Here is a 17111-nt window from a genome sequence, read left to right as displayed (position 1 = left end):
ATCATGAACGCCTGCACCTTTTCTCAGACCATCGCCAGGGAGCTGGTACACAAGCGTGCGGTATCGGAGGTGCTGGTCACCGCTGTCACTGGAGCCGCCGAGTCGACTGATCCGTGGCTGTGCCACGCGCAGCTGCCGCGCCGGCACAGCTTCCACACGGACCTGACCGGTGAACAGGGCGGCTACCATGACGCGCTGTTGGTCATGGAGGCCTTCAGGCAGGCCTGCATCGCGGCCAGCCACCTGTTCTACGACGTACCGCTGGATGCCCGGCACACGGTGCGCTATTACGAGTTGACCGTCGTGGATCCGGCCGCGCTCAGACAGGGCCCGGGCCCGATGGATCTGGAGTTCGCCATCGCGGTGCGCAAGGAGTTCCGGCGCGGTGACGGGGGTCCGGTGCAGGGGCTCGATGTCGCGGCGGTGGCCACCCACGACGGCACCAAGCTGATGGAGCTCTCGGGCGCCTTCGGCTGGATGTCCGCCGCCACGTGGACGGCCTTCCGGGCCGGCGCGAGCTGGGACCCGGGACCGCAGCCGGCACCGGTGGATCCGGCCCGGGTCGGCCGCGGCCGCCGGGAGAACGTGGTGATCGGGCATCCGGTGCCGTTGGCCGACGGCGCGAGCGCGCCGGTACTGGTGGACATCGCCCACCCGATCATCTTCGATCACCCACTGGATCACCTGCCGGGCGGTCTGATCATCGAGGCGGGCCGCCAGCTCGCGTGGGCGCTGCTCGGCCCCCGCGCCGCAACGGTCACCGGCCCGGCCCGGGTGCGGTGTGACTTCCAGTCCTTCACCGAACTGGACGCGCCGAGCACCGTCACCATGGCCTCCGACGGCGACGATGCGCTGACCTTCCGCGGCGCGGTGACCCAGTCCGGGCAGACCAGGGCGACCGTCGAACTGGCCTTCGCCTCCGATGACCGTATCTAGGTATCTGGCCGAACGATATCTGCCGGTCTACCCGGTCTATCTGACCCTGTGGGTGGTGGCCGTCGAGTCCCTGGCCTATGTGCTGGGCGGTGCCGGACCGTGGCGCCCGACGTGGGACACCGCTCTGAAGGCGTTGGCACTGATCGCCGCCGGGGCTTTCCTGCGGATGGTGGACGATCAGAAGGACCTGGACTACGACCGGCGCTACAACCCCTCGCGCCCGCTGGTACAGGGCCGGATCACCACGCGGGAGCTGCAGGTGGCGATGGCGCCTGCCGCCACGGTGGCGCTGCTGTTGGCGGCGGCGGTGTCGCTGCCGTCGGCCGCGATGCTGGCCGCAGCGCTGGGATACGGCCTGGCACTGTGGTGGGCCGAATCCCGGGTGGCCCGGATCCGCGACGATCCACTGGTCAACCTCGCGGTGGTGTGCCCGGCCCAGTTCCTGGTGACGGGATTCATCATGGTCGGCCAGCCGGGTCTCGGGGTGTCCGCGCTGGCGGTCCCGCTGGTGTTCACCAGCGCGTTCCTGCACCTGGAGTTCGCCCGGAAGACGTCGCGGATCTCCGATCCTGATGACCCGCATTGCTATTCGCGTGTTCTCGGTGCCACCGGGAGCGCACTGACGTCATGGGCGTTCGGGGTGTCGGCGGTGCTCCTGGAGGTCGGGGTGACCGGGAATCCGCTGCCGCTGCCGGTGGTGCTGCTGCCCTGCGTGTCGGCCTGGATCTTCTTCGCCCGCAAGGCCGATGAGCATCCCCGAAGCTGGCCGACGGCCTTCGTGATCGCGTTCTACCTCTGCATCGTCGTCCAGGGTCTGGCCCACACCTAGAAAGGTCCCTCGTGCATATCCTCATCCCTCTCGTCGGCAGCCGCGGCGATGTCCAACCCGGTATCGCGCTGGGTCTGGAACTGCAGCGCCGCGGACATACCGTGGTCGTCGGTGCGCCCCCCAACTTCGTCGATTTCGTCGGGAAGACGGGACTGACGGCCCGCCCGTTCGGGCCGGATGTGCACGCCCTGTACTCGTCACCCGAGGGTCAGCGTGCGCTGGCGGCGGGCAATTCGTTCAAGCTCATGAAGATGGTCAGCGGCCAGATGGCCGACTACGCCGACCGGATGGACGACGAGCTCATCGACATCTCCCGCGACGCCGAGATGATCGTGTGCACCACCTTCAGCGAGGACCGATCGGTGATCCTGGCGCAGGCCCGCGATATCCCGGTGGTCACCCTGCACACCTATCCCAGCCGCAAGAACAGCACCTACGCCCCGCCGGGCGCGCTGCCGCACCAGTGGCCGATCCCCGGTGTGGTGAACCGCGGCGCGTGGTCGGCGGTGGAGCGTTTGCGCACCGTGGTCTTCGGCAAGTACCTCGACAATCTGCGCAGGAAACTGGATCTGCCGCCGTCGCGGGCCAGCACCGAATCGTTGCTCGCCGCGCGCCAGGTGCCCGAGTTGCAGATGTATGACTCGGCGCTGGTGCCCGGGCTGGCCGAGGAGTGGGGCGACAGCAAGCCGTTCGTCGGTTTCCTGTGGCTGCCGCGGTCGGCCCGGGAGGCCATCGGTGAGCTGGCCGAACAGCACACCGAGGTGGTGGACTGGGCCGATGCCGGGACCCCGCCCATCTTCTTCGGTTTCGGCAGCCTGCCGATCCAGGACTTCACCTCGGTGATCGGGCTCATCCAGCAGATCTGCGACCGCACCGGTCAACGGGCCCTGATCAGTGTCGGCGGTGCGGATCTGAGTGAGGCCGTGTCCACCGGGGCGAACGTGAAGGTCGTGGATGCGCTGGCGCACGACCTGATCTTCCCGCACTGCGCTGCGGCCGTGCACCACGGCGGCATCGGCACCCTGTTCGAGAGCCTGCGTGCGGGTCTGCCGACCTTGGTGTGCTCGGTGTCCTTCGACCAACCGCTGTGGGGAACTCAGGTGCACCGCCTCGGTGTCGGGGCGCACGTGCCGTTCACCAAACTGGGCGCCGATACCCTCAGCCGGGCGATCGGTACCCTGATGGACGACGGAACACGTTCCCGGGCAGCAGCTTTGGGCTCGCAGCTGCGGGACACCGGGGACGGCGTGCCGCGCGTGTGCGATATCGCGGAGAAGGTGGCGGCGGGCTAGCGGGGCACGAGGGTCACGGGTAAGGCGGCCGGCGACAGCACGAAATCCTTGCCCTGCGCCTTGACCTCGAAATCGGGGGGAAGCGTCACGCGCCAGCGCGAGAACAGCGCGACAGCCTGCACGGTGAGGGACAGCAGCGCGAACTGACTTCCGGGGCAGTGCCGTTGCCCCACACCGAACGGCATCATCGCCTGGCGGTCGCCGCCGTCCCCGTCCCACCGGTCCGGGTCGAACACCGCCGCGTCCGGGAAGTAGGTGTCTCGGTGATGGATCAAATACGGGCTGAACAGGATATTGGTCCCGTCCGGGAAGTCGACTGGGCCTATCCGTCCCGGACCGTCGGAGGTGATGAGACTGATCCAGGGCGCCCACACCCGCAGCGTCTCGGTGAGCACATTGCGCAGGAACGGCCGTTGTGTGTCTGTGGCGGAATCTGATTCGGCGTACACCCGCTCGGCGATCTCGGGTGCACGGGCCACCTCGTAGATGAGCCAGGAGAAGATCGACGATTGGGAACCGATCCCGGCCGCGAGCGCCAGCAGCAGCTCGTCGGCCGTCTCGTCATCGGAGAGCGTCGCGCCGGTCTCGGCGTCCACGTGGTGCAGCAGCGCCGAGAGCATGTCGCCGCGATCGGGGTGGTCGCGACGCTGCCGGATCAGGGTCTTCATGGCGGCACGGACCTCGCGGGACTGGCCGGCGAATCGCCGGTCGGCCCGGAATCGCAGCCGGCGCAGCGGTGCGGGCAGCGCACCCCGGATGATGACCTCGGACAGCAACCACGGGACCCGTTCCCGGATGAAGCCGATCTCACCGCCGCCGGTATCGGACTGGAACAGGGTGGCGAACATGGTGCGGGTCACCAGGTCGTGGACCCGGATCCGCAGCTCGCCGCAGGGGCCCGGGCGCAGGGACGCCGACCATTCGTCGGCGATCGTCGCCACCGTCTGCGCGTATTCGGCCAGCCGGCCCTGCCGGAATACCGGGGCGATCATCCGCCGGCGCAGATCGTGCTCGTCGCCGCTGAGCACGTTGGTGGCCCCGCTGACCAGATCGCTGATGGCTTCCCGCAGGGCCTCCCGGTGGAAGCTGCCCGCGCGGCCCAGGCTGACATCGCGGATCAATTCGGGTGTGGTCAGCAGATAGGACGGCTTGGGGCCGAGATACACCCGCACGATCGGTTCGTCGGCGGGCAGCTTCAGCAGGAAGGTGCGCGGGTCGCCGGTGACCAGGTGCGCATGCCCGAGCACGGGCAATCGGCCAGGGGCGGTGGGTATCTCAGGCATCCCGCATCGCCAGCAGCAGCGTCCTGATCCGGTCGGCGAAGGCGCGGGCGCGCTCGGCGGTGAGAACTGCGGCCGGATAGGTGGTCTGCAGGTTCAGCCTGCCGTCGTAGCTGAACACGGCGTGGTGACGTCCGGTGGACAGCGGCAGATTCTCCGGTGGCCCGCCTGCGGCGAGCACACCGTAGTTCGCATTGCCGCGGATCCGGAAGTCCGAGACGGGGATCGGCAGGGATCCGAAGTCACCCATGTTGGACACCGAGATCGGTTCGAGGTTGTCGCTGCTGGCCCACCTGGCGACGATCTCGGGGATGTGCAGGCAGGTCTGCTGTACCACGCCGTCGGCCAGATCGGTGTGCAGCTGGTCCAAGATCTCCTCGCCGATGGCGCGCGGGTCGTCGGTGGGGCCGACGCTCACCTAGGCGCAGGAATAGCCCAGCACGTTGGTGCCGTCGGCATCCTCGGCCGGTGGGCTCAGCCACTTGCGGATGTTCACATGCGAGATCAGCCCGATCGGCAGTGCGCCGTCGGATTCCAGTAGCTCACGCTCGGCCGAAAGGACTGCCCCGCAGATCAACCCGTGCAAGGTCTCGTGGTGTGCTTTGGCCGACGCGCGCAGTGCGGCGGTCTCCTCGCGGCTGAACACGGTGATCAGCCGGTGCAGGGCGAACGGGTCGGTGCCCGGGGTGCGGCCGACCGGATCGCGAAACGGGTACACCACCACGCCGTCCAGGCGCTCCGCCCCGGTGCGGGTGCCCTTGACGACACCGCGATCGGCCAGCAGTGTCTCTGTGGCGGCCGGGACGGGGACCGGGGCCGGCTCCGGAACCGTTGCACCGGAAAGTATCTGTGTGTAGTTCTGCCACAGCGTGCTGAACCAGTGGTACAGCAGGATGCCGTCGGCGATGGCGTGGTGGGTCAGCAGCGTGACCCAGTCCTCGGTGACGTCGAGTCCGGCGACCGGTTGGCCGAAGCCGATCGGGGTGGTGGTGTTGTGTTCGGGATCGACCCGACCGGTGCTGACGGGTTCGGGTGCGCCGCCCGGCACGACGAGTTCCAGGCCCGCCGCACCGAATTCGATCCGGCCGGTCAGCACGGGGTGCTGCCGCACCAGCCGTTCCCATGCCGCTGTCAGCGCGGAAAGGTCGAGCGGCGCCGCCACCCTGGCGGTCATGACCGTCGTCTCGGACACCAGCGCATGAATCGACTCGAACGGGGAAAGCGGCCGTCCTTGCGGGCTCACGGGGCCAATCTAGCCCGATATTGACGGCTTGGTCGGCGGATGACGCTAGCGGTTCTCGCTGAACGCCCGCAACGACGCCACCTGCTCGGGATCCAGGGACGGGCGCACATTGTCGCGGGCCTTGGCCACATCGTCGGTGGTCACATCGGCCGCGTCGATCGACCGACGCATCGCGGTCAGGGCCGCCTCGCGCAGCAGGGCCACGCAGTCGGCGGCGCTGTAGCCGTCCAATTCGTCGGCCAGGCTGTCCAGGTCGACATCGGGTGCCAACGGGATCGACTTCCCGGCGGTCCGCAGGATGTCCCGGCGTGCCTGCGCATCCGGCGGTTCGACGAACACCAGCTTCTCCAGCCGGCCGGGCCGCAGCAGGGCCGGGTCGATCAGGTCCGGCCGGTTGGTGGCGCCGACCACCACCACGTCACGCAACGGGTCGATACCGTCCAACTCGGTCAGCAGGGCGGCCACCACCCGATCGGTGACACCGGAGTCGTGGCTCTGCCCGCGCCGCGGCGCCAACGCGTCGATCTCGTCGAGGAAGACCATCGACGGGGCGGAATCGCGTGCGCGGCGGAACAATTCACGAACCGCCTTCTCCGATGCGCCGACCCACTTGTCCATCAGCTCGGCACCCTTGACGGCGTGCACGGACAGCCGGCCCGAACTGGCCAGGGCGCGCACCACGAACGTCTTACCGCAGCCGGGCGGTCCGTAGAGCAACACCCCACGCGGGGGCTGCACCCCGAGGCGGGCGAAGGTGTCCGGGTGCTGCAGCGGCCACAGCACCGCCTCGGTGAGGGCTTGTTTGGTCTCGACCATGTCGCCGACGTCGTCGAGGGTGACCGAACCGACGGCCACCTCTTCGGTGGCCGAACGGGACAGCGGGCGGATCACCGACAGCGCGCCGGTGAGGTCGTCCTGGCTCAGGGTGGGCGTCTGTCCGTCGGTGCTGGCCCGTGCCGCCGCGCGCAGCGCAGCTTCTCGGACCAGGGCGGCCAAGTCGGCCACGACGAAACCCGGTGTGCGTTCGGCGATCTCGTCGAGCTGCAGATCGGCTACGGGTACTCCCCGCAGCAACACCTCGAGCAGGGCCTTGCGGGTGCCGGCGTCGGGCAGCGACAGCCCCAGTTCCCGGTCGCACAGATCGGGTGCGCGCAGCCGGGTGTCGAGGTTGTCGGGCACCGCCGAGGTGGCGACGAACGCGACGCCCCTGGTGGCGATGGCATTGCGCAGCTCGGTGAGGATCAGCGTGGCCACGGGTTCCGGCGGCGCGGGCAGCAGCGCATCGATATCGGTGATGAGCAGCACCCCGCCGTCGCGAACCTTGGCGACCGCCGCGGCCACCGCGGACAGCCGGTCCTCGGCGCGCAACGCCCCGATCTCGGGGCCGTCGAGTTCGACCAGCGTGCGCTGGGCGCACACCGCCCGCACCAGCGTCGCCTTGCCGACACCGGCCGGACCGGAGACCAGCACGCCGAGATTGGCGGTGGCGCCCAGGGACTCCAGCAGCTGTGGTTCGTCGAGTGCGAGCTTGAGCCACTCGGTGAGTTTGCCGGCCTGCAGATGGGCGCCCTTGAGATCGTCGAACGGCACCGCCGAGGGTTCGGTGGCGGTGGTCCGCACCGGACGGGACTCGGAGATCCCGTCACCCCAGGACACCATCGAGTTGGGTTGCACGCTCACCGTTCCCACCGGGTCGACGCCGGTGACCGTGAGCAGCTCCGAAGTCCAGGTAATGCCGACCGAGGTGGTCAGTGCGGTCGTCGCATCCGAGGTGGAGGTGCCCGGACCCAGATCGCGCGGCAGCAGCGAGACGGTGTCGCCGACGGACAACACCTTGCCCAGCAAGGCCATTCGCAGGGTGGCGGGCGACACCGACTGGGTGGCCAGCCGGGACCCGGTCAACGTCACCGATTTCGCGCCGTACACCGTCACCGGCGCCACCACCACCGTGGCGTTCTCGCGCAATCCGGCGTTGGACAGCGTGACATCGTCGAGCAGGGCCACCCCGGCGGGCGTGCCGGCCGGGGCCACGCCGACGACTGCTGCGGTCGTGCGCGACCCCAGCAGCGAGACCGCATCCCATTCCCGGATGCCCAGCGCGGCGATGGCCTCCGGGTGCAGGCGCACCACACCGCGACGTGAGTCCAGGGCGGACGTGTTGAGCCGTGCGGTCAACGACAGCGTCATTGGCGGCCGGGCGGCTTGCGCAGGCCGAGACGGGATACCGAGCGACGGTGCGGCTGGGTGCGGCGGATGGCCCGCCGGGCCGCGCGCTGCTGGCGCGGTTTGTCGTTCCAGGCCTCCGGATGTGCGGCCACCCAGCGCTTGCTGCGCACCGCGAAGGGGATGTGGATGACGTAGGCGAGGATGATCAGCATGATCACCACGTAGCCGTACAGCACCGAGGCGGCCACGCCGAGGGCCAGCAGGGCCAGCAGCGGGGCGACCATGTTGGGTGGGACGGAGAAGGTGTGCACCTTGCGCATCGGGATGGCGCTGACCACCAGCAGTGAGACGCCGATCATCCAGGCGATCACCAGGAACTCGGCGGCCGGGGTGTTCCACCATTCACCGGGGAACTGCAACTTGGCGGCGATCGGGCCGATGGCTCCGATCGCGCCGGCCGGGGCCGGCATGCCCATGAAGTATTCCTTCTCGTACGCCGGCAGGTCGGCGTCGAGCATGGCGTTGAACCGGGCCAGCCGCAGCACGATGCACACGGAGAAGAACAGCACCACGATCCAGCCGATCTGCGAATGCGACAGCAGCGTGGCATAGACGATGAAGGCCGGTGCCACACCGAAGTTCACGGCATCGGCCAGCGAGTCGATCTCCTCGCCCATCTTCGAGGTGGCGTTGAGCATCCGGGCGGTGCGACCGTCGAGGGCATCCAGGATCGCGGCGACGGCCAGCAGCGCCATCGCCTCGGTGGGCCTGCCGTCCAGCGCGAACTTCACCCCGGACAACGCCAGGCAGATGGCCGCCACCGTCATGGCGCTGGGCAGGAACCGCAGACTCACCGTCGGCGATTTGATCCGGGCCTTGATCATTTTTCTCCGGCGATCATCGCAACTCAGCCAACACGGTTTCGCCGCCGATCGCACGCTGACCGATCTCGACGGCCACCTTGGCCGACTCGGGCAGGTACGTGTCCAGGCGCGATCCGAACCGGATCAGCCCGTAGGTCTCACCGAGAGCGAGTTTGTCACCGGCACGGGCGGTGCACACGATGCGCCGCGCCAGCAGGCCGGCGATCTGTACCGCGACCACGTCGACTCCGTCCGGCGTGCGGATCAGCAGGCTGTTGCGCTCGTTGGCCTCGCTGGCGGTGTCCTTGTCCGCGGACTGGAACCGGCCGGGCCGGTGTTGCACGGCCACCACTTCACCGGCCGCGGGTGCGCGCTGCACGTGCGCGTCGAACAGCGACAGGAAGATGCTGATCCGCAGCATCGGGGTGGCGGGCAGGCCGAGTTCGGCAGGCGGCAACGCCTGGTCTATCAGCGTCACCCGGCCGTCGGCGGGCGCCACCACGACGCCGGGCCGGGTCGGGGGTACGCGGGAGGGGTGCCGGAAGAACAGCGCGGAGAAGCTCGCGGCGCTCAGCCCGGCGTTGCGCAGCCAGCGGCGGTGCCGGCCGAGTGCGGCGATTCCCAGCCCACCCGCGATGAACGGCAGGCCGGCCGGATGAACCGGAGGGACGGTGGAACGGACGAGTTCGGCGAAGCGTTGCGCTTCGGACGCGTTGTCGTCGGAGGGGCGGGCAGGTCTGGCCATGGCGGCTCCCGATTCTACGTGGACTCAGCCGGTTGACAGGTCCCAGACCAGAACCGGCGATCCGGCTGCCAGATGCTCGACATCTTCGGGGATGTCGAGCAGACAGTTCGACGACGCCAGCCAGCGCAGATGGTGGGAGGCGGGCGGCCCGTAGCCGGTGACGGTGGTTCCGGCGAGCACACCGCGACGGAACTGCCGCTTACCTCGCGGCGAGGTCAGGTCTTCGGTCAGGGTTGCGGTCACCCGTGGGCGGTCGGCCGGTAGGCCCATGGCCGCGCGCAGCGGGGCACGGACGAACACTTCGAAGGAGACCAGCGAGCTCACCGGGTTGCCGGGCAGCGTGACGACGGGCGTGCCGGTATCGGAAATCCGGCCGCTACCCTGCGGCATCCCCGGCTGCATCGCCACCTTCACGAACTCGACTTCATCGGCCAGCGCGTCCTTGACCACCTCGTAGGCGCCCGCGCTGACCCCGCCGGTGGTGATGATCAGATCGGCGTCGCCGGTGTGGGTGACCAGCGCGTTCCGGAAGGCGTGCACATCGTCGCTCACCACGGGGGAGAAGAGCACCTCGCCGCCGGCGTCGCGGACGGCGGCGGCCAGCATCACGGCGTTGGATTCGTAGATCTGGCCGGGCAGCAGCGGGGTGCCCGGCGCCACCAGCTCCGAACCCGTCGACATCACCAGCACGCGCTGGCGGGGCAGCACCGTCAGCTCGCCGAAGCCCAGCGCGGCGGCCAGGCCCAGCGCCGCCGGCGTGAGTACCTGGCCCCTGCGCAACACCGTCGTACCGGCGGCCACGTCCTCACCGGCGCGTCGGATGTGCTGGCCGGTCCGGGCGGCGGTGCGGATGGCCACCGTGGTCGCGGTGGTCGAGAAGTCTGCGTCGGTGGCCTCCACCGGAACGACGGCGGTCGCCCCGGCGGGGAGCGGTGCGCCGGTCATGATCCGTTGTGCGGTACCGGGTTTCAGTGCGCCGGTGTCGGTCCGTCCGGCCGGGATGTCGTCGGCGACCGGCAGCCTGACGGGATGTTCGGCGGTGGCCGCGGCGATATCGTCGGCGTACACCGCGAACCCGTCCATCGCCGAGTTGTCGAACCCCGGCAGCGGGAGCGGGGCCACCACGTCGGCGGCCAGCACCAGTCCGAGCGCATCGGTCAGCGGCACCGCGACCGGGTCGCGTGGCGCGATCAGACTCGCGACGACGCGTTGATGTTCCTCGACGGATCGCATCAGACCGGGAACGTCACGCCGGTCAGCTCTTCGGATACCGCCCACAGTCGGCGCTGCAGTTCCGGATCGTGGGACTGCGCCGAGGAGGTGACCAGTTCGGGGTAGCCGACCAGTCCGAAAGAGGCGACCGGGAGGGACGGGCCGTAGTACTGGGCGCCACGTACGGCCGGATCGGTGGCGGCGCGCAGGGTGGCCAGCGCGCCGACTGCAGGGCTGTTGGTGACCAGACCGGACAGCGTGCTGAATCCGGGCAGGCCGTTGCCCGGGGTGTGGCGCATCAGCTCGGTGTTGGAGATACCCGGATGCGCGGCCACCGCGATGGTCGGGTTGTGATGGGAGGAGAGCCGCCGTTGCAGCTCATAGGTGAACAGCAGATTGGCCAGTTTGGACTGCCCGTAGGCGGCGACCCGGTTGTAGCTCCGTTCCCACTGCAGATCGTCGAAGTGGATGCCGGCCTGGATGCGGTGCGCGATGCTGGCGACCGCCACCACCCGCGAACCGGCAACCGGCAGAAGGCGATCCAGCAGCAGTCCGGTCAGTGCGAAGGCACCCAGGTGGTTGGTGCCGAACTGCAGCTCGAAACCGTCGGCGGTGGTCTGCTTGGGCGGGTACATCACCCCGGCGTTGTTGATCAGCAGGTCGATCTTCTCGAACCGGGTCCCCAGCTGTTCGGCGGCTTCCCGCACGGAGGCCAGCGAACCCAGGTCCAGTTTCTGGACCGTCACATCGCCGGTGATCCTGGCTGCGGCGGCCTCACCTTTGGCGGTGTCGCGGACCGCGATGACCACGCGCGCGCCGCGGCCGGCGAGCACCCGGGCCGTCTCGAAACCGAGCCCGGTGTTGGCGCCGGTGACGATCGCGATCCTGCCGGTCTGGTCCGGAACATCTCTCTCGGTCCAGCGTTCTCCAAAAAGCGCGAGTGGCCCCATGACGCGCAACACTACTGGGCGGCCCGAGTTGCGCAGAAAGGTTGGCCGTTTACTGTCGGCACATGGCGATCGGTGGCGTGCTGTTCGATATCGACGGTGTCCTGGTGACATCGTGGCAACCGATTCCGGGCGCGGCTCAAGCGTTGCGCACCCTGTCCGAACACCAGATCGCCCGCAGCTACCTGACCAACACCACCACCCGTACCCGCACCCAGATCGCCGACCTGCTGAGCACCGCGGGGATGACCGTCGCGCCGGACGAGGTCGTGACATCGGCACTGCTCACCGCCGAATACGTGCGCGACCGGTATCCGGGGGCGCGATGTTTCCTGGTGAACAGTGGCGATATCGCCGAGGACATGGCGGGGGTGGACATCGTCTACTCGCACGAGTTCACCGGGCCCACCGCACCGGAGACCCCGGATGTGGTGCTGCTCGGCGGGGCCGGGCCGGAGTACACCCACCTGACCTTGAGCTGGGTCTACGACTGGATGGCCCAGGGCGTGCCGGTGGTGGCGATGCACCGCAGCACCGCGTGGACCACCAGCCACGGCCTGCGGGTGGACACCGGGATGTATCTGATCGGGATGGAGGAGACGTCGGGGCGCAAGGCCACCGCCGTCGGTAAGCCCGCGCCGCAGGGTTTCCTGGCGGCCGCGAACCGGCTCGGGGTGGACCCCGAGGAGATGTACATGGTCGGTGACGACCTCAACAACGATGTGCTCGCCGCCCAGGTGGTCGGCATGACCGGGGTGCTGGTGCGCACCGGAAAGTTCCGGCAGGCCACCTTGGACCGTTGGGCCACAGACGAATTCGCGATGCAGCCGAACCACGTCATCGACTCGGTGGCCGATCTGCCGGCGCTGCTGGGGCTCTAGCCGCCGGCGACCTCGCGCTGCATCTCGCGCACCGCGTCGATACGTTCCTGCAACTGCTCACGGGTGGCCGCGGCGACCGGCGGCCCGCCCCGGCGGCGGCGCAGCTCGTTGTGGATCCAGCCGTGCGGCCGGCCGGTGCGGTGGTGGAACGCCGACACCAGCACGTTGAGCTCGCGGCGCAGATCGCGCAGCTGGTTGTGGGTGGTGGGGGGCGGCACCGCGCCGGACGCCGTGCGCTTCTGCAGCTGCGCGTCCTGGCGGCGGTTCAGCAGGTCGCGCATCTGGGTGGTGTCCAGCAGGCCGGGGATACCGAGATAGTCGGCCTCCTCGTCGCTGCCCGCGGGAGTGGCGGTGCCGAAGGACGACCCCTCGAAGATCACCTGGTCCAGTTCGGCCTCGGCGCCGAGGTATTCGAAACCCCGGTCCATATCCGACTTCTCGTCCTTGCGCTTCTCGGCGTCGGCAAGCAGCTCGTCGTCGAGCCCGTCGGATTCCCGGTGCGGTTTGCCCAGCACGTGATTGCGCTGCGCCTCCATCTCCGAGGCCAGCTGCAGCAGGTTGGGCACCGAGGGCAGGAAGATGCTGGCCGTCTCGCCGGGCCGGCGGCTGCGCACGAACCGGCCGATGGCCTGGGCGAAGAACAGCGGGGTGGACGCGCTGGTGGCGTACACGCCGACGGCCAGGCGGGGCACGTCGACACCCTCGGACACCATGCGGACCGCGACCATCCAACGGCTGCTGGAGTCGGAGAACTGCGAGATCTTGTTCGAGGCCGTCGGGTCGTCGGACAACACGACGGTCGGTTCCTCACCGGTGAGGGTGGTGAGAAGTTTGGCGTAGGCGCGGGCGGCGGTCTGGTCGGAGGCGATGACCATGGCGCCGGCGTCCGGGACGTGCTGGCGCTTCTGCTGCAGCCGGGTGTCGGCGGCCGCGAGCACCGCGGGCATCCATTCGCCCGCTGGGTTGAGTGCGGTGCGCCAGGCGCGCGCGGTCTGCTCGGCGGTGAGCGGCTCGCCGAGGCGCGCGGCGTGTTCTTCGCCGGCGCTGTCGCGCCAGCGGGCCTCACCGGAGTAGGCCATGAAGATCACCGGGCGGACCACGCCGTCGGCGAGCGCATCGGCGTAGCCGTAGACGTGGTCGGCCTGCGAGCGCTGGAATCCGGCGCCGTCGGTCTCGTAGTTGACGAACGGGATGGGGCTGTCATCGCTGCGGAACGGGGTACCGGTCAGGGCCAGCCGGTGGGTGGCGTCGCCGTACGCCTCGCGGATGCCGTCACCCCAGCTCTTCGCGTCTCCGCCGTGGTGGATCTCGTCGAAGATGACGAGCGTCTTGTGGTTCTCGGTGCGCACCCGGTGCCGGGTGGGGTGGCTGGCCACCTGGGCGTAGGTGACGGCGATGCCGTGGTAGTCGCTGGAGGTGTGGCCGGCGGAGTTGCTGAATTTGGGGTCGATCGCGATGCCGAGCCGGGCCGCGGCCTGTGACCACTGGGTCTTGAGGTGTTCGGTGGGCACCACCACGACGACCTGCTCGACGGTGCGGTCGCTCAGCAACTCTCCGGCGATGCGCAGGGCGAAGGTGGTCTTGCCGGCGCCCGGGGTCGCGACAGCCAGGAAGTCCTTGGGCTTGGCGGACAGATACTTCACCAATGCCCGGCGTTGCCAGCCCCGCAAAGCCTGGGTGCTGGGTCCCCCGGCGCCGGAATTCGGCACTTCGTACGGCCGCACCCGAGACTCCTATCTGGTCGAAGGGCAGTCTAGGGCAAGGGGTTCCGGGTGCGCATACCCGCAGCACGTGTCGCGGGTGGGCGCGCCGGTCAGACGAAGAAGTTGTCGTTCTTGACGAACCATTCCGCGCGTTCGGCATCGGTCATGTCGGCGAGCGCGCCCATGTTCTCGAAGTAGTGCTCGCGGGGCGCGCCGGGAGCAAAGAGCATCAGCAGCGAGGCGGGCGCGTCGGCGGTGTTGCGGAAGCCGTGGATACCGCCCGGCGGTACGTAGAGGAAGTCGTTGACCCCGGCGGTCGACCAGTCGGTGCCGTCGTGGATCTCCACTTCGCCGACCAGCACGAAGAACGTCTCGCTCATCGCGCGGTGGTAATGCGGGGCCGGGCCGCCGCCGAGGGGGCTGATCTCGACCCGGTACAGGCCGTAGTCACCATCGGTCTGCTGTTGATTCGCCAGGTAGTGATACTTGACCAGACCGAAGGCGTCGTAGTCGGCGGGCTGGTCGCCGCGGCGCACCCAGGCGCTCACCTCGGGATCGTCCGCGGTGTAGCGGGGCGGCGGGTAGGGCGGCACGATCAGCGACATCCGGTTCACCCTACGTCGGCCGCGCCCCAGCAAACCCACAGTTGCGCGACACAGTCCGTTCAGAGTCGGTGCCTAGCCTCCGGACAGGTGATGACCAGGCGGATGTTCCTGGCGGCCGGGTCCGCCACCGTCGTGGCCTGTGTGTCGGCGCCGCGGGCGTCGGCCGCGCTGGACCCGGCGGCGGTGGTGGGACAGAACGGCCGGCGGGTGCCCACCCAGTGGGGGATGGCGCTGCCGGGGATCGCCACGTCGTTCGTGCCGAACGGCCGGGAGCTCGCCCTGACCTTCGACGCCTGCCGGGGCGGCTGCGATGACGCCCTGCTGGACACCTTGAGGCGCAACCAGGTTCCTGCCGTGCTGTTCTTCAACGCCAAGTGGATCGACCAGCACCCCGACCGGGCCGCCGAGCTGGCCGCCGACCCGTTGTTCGAGATCGGCAACCACGGCACCAGGCATGTGCCGCTGTCGGTGACCGGCCGTTCCGCCTACGGCATCGCAGGCACCCGCTCGGCGGCTGAGGTGGTCGACGAGGTGTGGGCCAGCCATCAGAAGATCGCCGCGCTGACCGGAAAGCCCCCGACCTGGTTCCGGCCCGGCACGGCGCACTATGACGATGTCGCGGTGGCGAGCGTGTCGGAACTCGGTGAGCGGCCGCTGGGGTTCACGGTCAACGCGGACGCTGGTGCGACCCTGCCTGCGGCGAAGGTGTGCGCCAGTGTCACCGGCGCCGCCCCCGGGGCGATCGTGATCTCGCACATGAATCACCCGGAGGCGGGCACCGCCGCCGGCTACGCCGCCGCGATCCCGCAGTTACGCGCGGCCGGATGGGAGTTCGTCCCACTGCGTGACCGGGTGGTCCAGTGAATCGGGGTAGGTCACGCCGGTGAGCTCCTCGGACACCGCCCACAGCCGGCGCTGCACCTCGACGTCATAGGAGTATTCGCTGGACGTCACCACCTTGGGGTGGCCCTTCTGTTCGGCGAAGCCGTCGGGCCCGTAGTACTGACCGCCCAGCGCACCGGGATCGGTGGCGGCCCGCAGTGTCGGCAGCGCGCCCATCGCGGCTTCCTGGAACAGCGCCCGTGCGACCGGGAGGGCCAGCTGGAAGGCGCGCGGCAGGTGTCGCGCGAGTTCGGTGTCGGAGCCGCCCGGGTGCGCGGCCAGCGCTGTGGTGCGCTGTCCGGACAGCCGGCGCTGGAGCTCATAGGTGAACATCAGATTGGCCAGCTTGGACTGGCCGTACGCGATGAGCCGGTTGTAGTCGCGCTCCCACTGCAGATCCTCGAACCGGATGGCGCGGGCGAAGCGGTGCCCGATGCTGCTGACCGTCACCACGCGGGAACCGGGCACCGGCAGCAGCCGGTCGAGCAGCAGGCCGGTGAGGGCGAAGTGGCCGAGGTGATTGGTGCCGAACTGCAGCTCGAAGCCGTCGGCGGTGGTCTGCTTGGGCGGGGTCATCACCCCGGCGTTGTTGATCAACAGGTCGATGGTGTCGTACGTGCTCTTGAGTTCGTCGGCGGCCTCCTGGACCGAGGCGAGCGAGCCGAGGTCCAGTCGCTGCACCACGACATCGCCGCCGATCCGCTCGGCGGCCGTGCGGCCCTTGTCCAGATCGCGGACGGCGAGTACGACGTGTGCACCCTTGGCGGCGAGCGCCGTCGCGGTTTCGTACCCGAGGCCGGTGTTGGCGCCGGTGACGACGGCGGTGCGGCCGGTCTGATCGGGAATGTTGGCGGCGGTCCAGTTCGGCATGAGAAACTCCTTGAGAGGGTTAAGCGGAGTGTGTCCTCCGGTTGGTTCCGACTATACGGAACGCACGCCCCGCTTGTTTGTTCCCGGAGGTGGTTATCGATGCGCGCCGATGCGGCCCGTAACCGTGCGCGGGTGCTCGAGGTCGCCTACGAGACCTTCGCGTCCGACGGCCTCGGTGTGCCGATCGATGAGATCGCGCGCCGGGCCGGCGTCGGTGCAGGCACGGTCTACCGGCACTTCCCCGCCAAGGAGGACCTCTACCGGGCCGTGGTCGCCGAACGGATCCGCACCATCGTCGACGAGGCCCGAGGCCTGCTGGGCTCGGGGGATCCGGGCGCCGGGTTGTTCGACTTCCTGCGGTCGATGGTGCTGCAGTGGGGTGCCGCCGACCGGGGTCTGGTGGACGCACTGGCCGGTGTGGGCATCGACATCAACTGCGTCGTCCCGGAATCCGAAGGGGAGTTCCTGGCGATCCTGGGCGAGCTGCTGGCCGCCGCGCAACGGGCCGGGTCCGTGCGCGCGGACGTCACCGTGCCCGAGGTGAAGGCGTTGCTGGTGGGCTGCCAGGCCATCCAGGCCTACAACCCCGCGGTGGCCGAACATGCCACCGACGTGGTGCTCGACGGGCTTCGCGCTCAGTGAAGCACCTTGCACTCG

The 17111-nt window shown here is 69.3% G+C and carries 15 protein-coding genes and 1 pseudogene; 6 read left to right on the top strand and 10 right to left on the bottom strand.

The features are described 5' to 3' along the window. Positions 1 to 3 precede the first annotated feature (3 nt). From QN239_RS28465 to QN239_RS28455, 3 genes are read left to right on the top strand one after another with little or no spacing between them, the layout of a single operon-like run. On the top strand, positions 4 to 936 hold the full coding sequence (locus QN239_RS28465; protein ID WP_499015438.1) for an AfsA-related hotdog domain-containing protein: 933 nt from the start codon (positions 4 to 6) through the stop codon (positions 934 to 936). Beyond that, the gene (locus QN239_RS28460; RefSeq protein ID WP_499015435.1) at positions 923 to 1765 is read left to right on the top strand and encodes a UbiA family prenyltransferase; all 843 of its coding nucleotides are present in this window, start codon (positions 923 to 925) and stop codon (positions 1763 to 1765) included. Before QN239_RS28465 ends, QN239_RS28460 begins: the two co-directional genes overlap by 14 nt. Before the next feature lie 11 nt (positions 1766 to 1776). Next, entirely contained in the window at positions 1777 to 3057 is a 1281-nt protein-coding gene (locus QN239_RS28455) for a glycosyltransferase (RefSeq protein ID WP_499015433.1), read from the top strand. On the opposite strand, the gene QN239_RS28450 is transcribed toward QN239_RS28455, so the two are convergent. From QN239_RS28450 to QN239_RS28420, 7 genes and pseudogenes are all read right to left on the bottom strand, one after another. Continuing rightward, on the bottom strand, positions 3054 to 4340 hold the full coding sequence (locus QN239_RS28450; RefSeq protein ID WP_499015431.1) for a cytochrome P450: 1287 nt from the start codon (positions 4338 to 4340) through the stop codon (positions 3054 to 3056). The genes QN239_RS28455 and QN239_RS28450 overlap by 4 nt on opposite strands. Next, positions 4333 to 5511, bottom strand: a pseudogene (locus QN239_RS28445) (phthiocerol/phthiodiolone dimycocerosyl transferase family protein). The gene QN239_RS28450 and the pseudogene QN239_RS28445 overlap by 8 nt, the downstream one beginning before the upstream one ends. 114 nt (positions 5512 to 5625) lie before the next feature. After that, the gene (locus QN239_RS28440; RefSeq protein ID WP_499015427.1) at positions 5626 to 7767 is read right to left on the bottom strand and encodes an AAA family ATPase; all 2142 of its coding nucleotides are present in this window, start codon (positions 7765 to 7767) and stop codon (positions 5626 to 5628) included. Beyond that, positions 7764 to 8630 (bottom strand): CDP-alcohol phosphatidyltransferase family protein, encoded by an 867-nt coding sequence (locus QN239_RS28435; RefSeq protein ID WP_090358945.1) that lies wholly within the window; start codon positions 8628 to 8630, stop codon positions 7764 to 7766. Before QN239_RS28435 ends, QN239_RS28440 begins: the two co-directional genes overlap by 4 nt. A 13-nt stretch (positions 8631 to 8643) precedes the next feature. Then, positions 8644 to 9354, bottom strand: coding sequence for a phosphatidylserine decarboxylase (locus QN239_RS28430; protein WP_499015422.1), 711 nt, complete (start codon positions 9352 to 9354; stop codon positions 8644 to 8646). A gap of 24 nt (positions 9355 to 9378) precedes the next feature. Beyond that, entirely contained in the window at positions 9379 to 10587 is a 1209-nt protein-coding gene (moeA, locus tag QN239_RS28425; protein WP_499015419.1) for a molybdopterin molybdotransferase MoeA, read from the bottom strand. Beyond that, positions 10587 to 11516 carry an SDR family NAD(P)-dependent oxidoreductase gene (locus QN239_RS28420; RefSeq protein WP_499015415.1) on the bottom strand — a complete coding sequence of 310 codons (930 nt, stop codon included), beginning with the start codon at positions 11514 to 11516 and terminating at the stop codon, positions 10587 to 10589. The genes moeA and QN239_RS28420 overlap by 1 nt, the downstream gene beginning before the upstream one ends. A gap of 62 nt (positions 11517 to 11578) precedes the next feature. Here QN239_RS28420 and QN239_RS28415 point away from each other — a divergent pair, with 62 nt between their 5' ends. Beyond that, complete coding sequence (locus tag QN239_RS28415) at positions 11579 to 12394, top strand: HAD-IIA family hydrolase (protein WP_090358950.1); 816 nt, start codon at positions 11579 to 11581, stop codon at positions 12392 to 12394. Here QN239_RS28415 and QN239_RS28410 read toward each other — a convergent pair. Both QN239_RS28410 and QN239_RS28405 read right to left on the bottom strand, forming a co-directional pair. Continuing rightward, positions 12391 to 14118, bottom strand: a complete 1728-nt coding sequence (locus tag QN239_RS28410) for a DEAD/DEAH box helicase (RefSeq protein ID WP_235632896.1) — start codon at positions 14116 to 14118, stop codon at positions 12391 to 12393. The two genes, QN239_RS28415 and QN239_RS28410, sit on opposite strands and share 4 nt — an antisense overlap. A gap of 89 nt (positions 14119 to 14207) precedes the next feature. Further along, positions 14208 to 14702: a cupin domain-containing protein gene (locus tag QN239_RS28405; protein ID WP_499015410.1), complete on the bottom strand. Its 495-nt coding sequence runs from the start codon at positions 14700 to 14702 to the stop codon at positions 14208 to 14210. Positions 14703 to 14792: 90 nt separating this feature from the next. On the opposite strand from QN239_RS28405, the gene QN239_RS28400 reads away from it, so the two are divergent. After that, on the top strand, positions 14793 to 15566 hold the full coding sequence (locus QN239_RS28400) for a polysaccharide deacetylase family protein (protein WP_499017001.1): 774 nt from the start codon (positions 14793 to 14795) through the stop codon (positions 15564 to 15566). On the opposite strand, the gene QN239_RS28395 is transcribed toward QN239_RS28400, so the two are convergent. After that, positions 15513 to 16454 (bottom strand): SDR family NAD(P)-dependent oxidoreductase, encoded by a 942-nt coding sequence (locus QN239_RS28395; RefSeq protein ID WP_499015408.1) that lies wholly within the window; start codon positions 16452 to 16454, stop codon positions 15513 to 15515. The genes QN239_RS28400 and QN239_RS28395 overlap by 54 nt on opposite strands. Before the next feature lie 99 nt (positions 16455 to 16553). On the opposite strand from QN239_RS28395, the gene QN239_RS28390 reads away from it, so the two are divergent. Next, positions 16554 to 17096 carry a TetR/AcrR family transcriptional regulator gene (locus QN239_RS28390; protein ID WP_499015405.1) on the top strand — a complete coding sequence of 181 codons (543 nt, stop codon included), beginning with the start codon at positions 16554 to 16556 and terminating at the stop codon, positions 17094 to 17096. The last annotated feature ends 15 nt before the right edge of the window (positions 17097 to 17111 follow it).

It is taken from the genome of Mycolicibacterium sp. Y3 (assembly GCF_051188035.1).
In the GTDB taxonomy this organism is placed as follows: domain Bacteria; phylum Actinomycetota; class Actinomycetes; order Mycobacteriales; family Mycobacteriaceae; genus Mycobacterium; species Mycobacterium fluoranthenivorans.
Note: the sequence above shows the minus strand (reverse complement) of the source record. Positions and strands in the feature narration are given on the sequence as shown.